5 protein-coding genes and 1 pseudogene are annotated in these 3,517 nt (G+C 60.9%); 1 reads left to right on the top strand and 5 read right to left on the bottom strand.

Annotated features, from left to right (window positions below; genetic code table 11):
* Positions 1 to 114, bottom strand: a pseudogene (locus WH91_RS25595) (TA system VapC family ribonuclease toxin); the annotation flags it as partial.
* Positions 111 to 338 (bottom strand): hypothetical protein, encoded by a 228-nt coding sequence (locus tag WH91_RS19160; protein ID WP_046172626.1) that lies wholly within the window; start codon positions 336 to 338, stop codon positions 111 to 113. The pseudogene WH91_RS25595 and the gene WH91_RS19160, both read right to left, overlap by 4 nt.
* 210 nt (positions 339 to 548) lie before the next feature.
* Between WH91_RS19160 and WH91_RS19155 the strand changes: the two genes are divergently transcribed.
* Positions 549 to 827, top strand: a complete 279-nt coding sequence (locus tag WH91_RS19155; protein ID WP_046172625.1) for an HU family DNA-binding protein — start codon at positions 549 to 551, stop codon at positions 825 to 827.
* A 149-nt stretch (positions 828 to 976) separates the two neighbouring features.
* Here WH91_RS19155 and WH91_RS19150 read toward each other — a convergent pair whose 3' ends face one another.
* The 3 genes from WH91_RS19150 to WH91_RS19140 all read right to left on the bottom strand — a co-directional run bounded on the left by WH91_RS19150 (position 977) and on the right by WH91_RS19140 (position 3,297).
* Positions 977 to 1,246, bottom strand: a complete 270-nt coding sequence (locus WH91_RS19150) for a type II toxin-antitoxin system prevent-host-death family antitoxin (protein WP_046172624.1) — start codon at positions 1,244 to 1,246, stop codon at positions 977 to 979.
* Between the two features lie 144 nt (positions 1,247 to 1,390).
* A complete protein-coding gene (locus WH91_RS19145; RefSeq protein ID WP_046172623.1) occupies positions 1,391 to 1,705 on the bottom strand; it encodes a DUF736 domain-containing protein in 315 nt (104 codons plus the stop codon).
* A 665-nt stretch (positions 1,706 to 2,370) separates the two neighbouring features.
* Positions 2,371 to 3,297, bottom strand: a complete 927-nt coding sequence (locus WH91_RS19140) for an ArdC family protein (protein WP_046172622.1) — start codon at positions 3,295 to 3,297, stop codon at positions 2,371 to 2,373.
* Positions 3,298 to 3,517: the final 220 nt, after the last annotated feature.

Raw genomic sequence — 3,517 nt, 5'->3', positions numbered from 1 at the left:
GGTTGCCCAGTCCCCTTCTCCGGTCGTTTCAAACCAGGCATGCGCGTCGTCGTGGGCAACGTGACCCGGATCGATCAATGCAATGAGCACATTGACGTCTAGCAGGAACGTCACGGCGTCTCGTCGCGCAAAGCATTGACGAGCTCCAGCGTAACCAGGGGCGCATCTGGCCGAGGCGAGAGGAGCGGAACGCCGTTGCGTTGCCCTGCGGCTTGAGGACGGCGAATTGCACGTCTTGCGAGATCAGAGATGACCTCGCCTACACCTCGATGCTGCTGCCTGGCAAGCGCCTTGGCCGCGGTGAGGACGTCGTCGTCGATCGTCAGCGTTGTTCGCATCGGCGAATTCCCTTCGCATCAAACATCACGCATCGTATGGTAAGAGTGGTCTGTTGATCAAGAGGTAGAAGGCGTGCTTGGAACTGCGAGGTCATTGGCCCTAGTGTAATGGTCTGGCCACCCAACGTCCCGCCGCCGACGAAACGCTAGATGACAGGCCCGTGAACCGATGGCATAGAGCATGGATCAACTTGAACGAGGAGCCGCTCAATGACCACCGCAACCGAGATCGCCGACAAGCTCGCCGCCGAACACAATCTCACAAAATCTCAGGGCAAAGCGCTGGTCGATGGCGTGTTAAAGGCCATAACCGATGCTGCCGTAGCCGGTGAGGAGATCTCGCTCCCAGGATTTGGCAAGTTCAAGGTCAAGGCTACGCCCGAGCGCGATGGCCGCAATCCCTCGACCGGCGCGACCATCAAGATCGCGGCGGCAAACAAGCTCACCTTCGCTCCTGCCAAGGCGCTGAAGGACACGCTCAACAAATAGCGCCGCCCGGCGTGACGGAGATGGCCGGTCTGGCCATCTTTTGCATCCCTGGGTGCGCTAGGCGAGCGCCAGTTTGACACTGTCGCCATCCTCACGTGCCCAGAGATAGGGATAACGAATGACGCGGGCAATCTGGATATCCTCGAAGCTCACGGCCGTGAGGCTTCGTCGGATTCAGCATAGGCCTCCACCGCATCCTCGAATTCTGACAGCAAGTTTTCAGGCATGGTATCGATGGTGCCTGCGGCGCGTCGGTCGGCGCTGCCGCGCAGGCGTCGATAGTCCTCGATGTTGAGGAGCACCAGCCTTGGCTTGTTGCGCTGGGTGATGATGACGGGATGGCGCATTGCTTCCGCGATGATGTCACCGGACTTGCGCGACAGATCACTGGTCGAATAAGTGCCGTCTGCCTTGGCCATCATCGTCTCCTGTATTTGCTGCTAATGCTGCTAATGCTGCTAATGCTGCTAATGCTGCATAGTATAGCAGTGGAAGGTGGATCGCAATCTTGCTTTCGAAAGGCTGAAGGCCCCGCCCTGCGGCGGAGCCCTCTGGCCGGGACATCAGTCCCGGTTCGGCCGGGACCAGATCAGCTGCAGGCCTTCCTCGCCGTCGACTTCGATCAGGGTGGCGTAGATCGGGGCAGGGAAGCTCGGATCGTCCAGCTTGACCGAGAGGTAGTCGCGGTCCGTTTCCTTGGCGGTCTTCTGCCAGGCCGCGCCGAAGTCGAAAGTGCCGCAGAGGACGCGGAAGTCGGGGCCCTTGTCGGAGGTGCGTTCGATACGAACGATCTTGGCTTTGACGTTGAGGTTGAGGGTCTTGATCGTGCCAGCGAAGCCGGAGGTGCCGTTTGCGGTGAAGGTGCCGATGGTTGCCATTGTCGTATTCCTTTGTGTTTCTCGGGCCGCGACCACCGCGACCTCGATGGCGGTCGACAGACCGGAGGCGATCGACCTGCACCCCGACGGGGCCGGAATGAAATGAAGGGCGACCGGTGAGACTTTCTTAGCCCGCGAGGAATGGGCGCGCAGCGGCCAGGGGAAGAAAGTCGAGGCCGGGCGTTGTGGGGATAAGAGCGAGACTGAGCGCAGCGAGTTCGGCCTTCGGTCAGACCAGCCACATCGAGGACGCAGGTAGGGGTGCCCGTCGCAGAAGCCACAGGAATGCGGACAGGCGACCCTTCATCGGCATCACCGTCCAATCCCACTCACGGCCGGGCACAATCCCAACGACCTCCCCGCCATGCCACGTCTGGCGCCAGACACTCCGACAAACGAACCAAACCCGTCTGCCGTGCTCCGGTCAGTCGATGAAACTGGGTAGCAGAAGAAATCCACATCGGACGAACCCGCCGGCATCAGCATGCTGAACCGAGCCTCTCCCGATCTATGCTACCCTGATCGAGATTAGGGTAGTGCGCAGCGTTCTCGCCACGCCAAACCGAAGGCTGCAACACGATGCAGAGGATAGCAGGGAGCAGGGCGGCCCGACCGTGGTCGCGAAGAAAATGGTCACCCCTCGTCGATGACAGAAGCCTGCACCATCATGCTGCCTCGGCAACCGCGGTCGCCTGCGGCTGCAGGTCATGGAGATAAGTCACGGCCCGTTGCGCATGCGCGGCGGCCGAGAAGATAAAGCGTTTGTCGTTCGAAAGGACGTTCAGCCAGTTCGAGAGGTAACTCGCGTGGTCTGGGCGTGGCTCCAACTCGGGGACGATGCCGAGATCGGCGCATAAAAAAACTGATCCCAGTTCGGCGACCAGCTCTTCGCTACTGCGCTCGCTGCGATCCTTGTGGTAGCGACTGAGATTGCGGTTCGCTCGATGGGCTGGCGCTGTCCAGTGCACGGTCTCGTGCGCTCTGATCGCCACAAAAGACTCGGCGTCGCGGAAGCTCTCGAACACCGGGAGCTGAATATGGTCGGAGCCCGGCGCATAATAGGCTTGCGATCCGCCATAGACGAGCTTGGCGCCCGTAGCGTCGAAGAACGCATCGGCGTGGGCTATGCGCGCCAACGGCTCGATCACCGGCGCGGCCGCACCATAATAATGCTCCGGCAAATCATCGATCTGATCGACGTTGAACACCGAATAAGCCTTGAGAAACGGGATACCCCGCTCCACCTCATCGCCCCGGTCATCGGTTTCAGTCTTGGTGAACTGGCTGGCATATACGACGGTCGAGCCCGTCTCCCCCTTGCGAACATGGCCACCCAGTTCCACGCTTTGCTTGAACGTCATCCAGAATGGCGAGACGAAGTCGCGCGCGACCGCCTCCGACCACAAGAGCAGAACATTGATGCCCTGATAGGGAGTTCCGTTGTAGCGCAGGGGCCTCGTGACGCGACCAGCCAGATTTCCGGCGCTCCATGGCTTGACCCATGGCCGTACACCCTGCTCCAGATCCGCAACGATGCGGTCGGTAATCTTCGCGTAAATGTCGACGCGGGGTTTGTTCTCTTTTCTGTTCATTTTCAGAACCTCCATGGGGAGGCCGCGACCATCGCGGCCCGTCACGGTGGTCCAAAGCGCTGGACGCGAGGTCGGCGCACCCGATTGGAAACGATCGGAACGATCGTGCCCGTCGCATCCGGGCCAGAACGCCTGTGGAGGACCGCACGGGCGTTACCGGGGCCGAGGTCAAGAGCAGGGCCACCCTCCGCACCGTGCCCCCATGGGCGCCTAGCCACTA

The organism is Devosia psychrophila, assembly GCF_000971275.1.
Taxonomy (GTDB): domain Bacteria; phylum Pseudomonadota; class Alphaproteobacteria; order Rhizobiales; family Devosiaceae; genus Devosia; species Devosia psychrophila.
The sequence above is the reverse complement of the archived record's forward strand: the minus strand, read 5'-3'. Positions and strand labels throughout refer to the sequence as shown.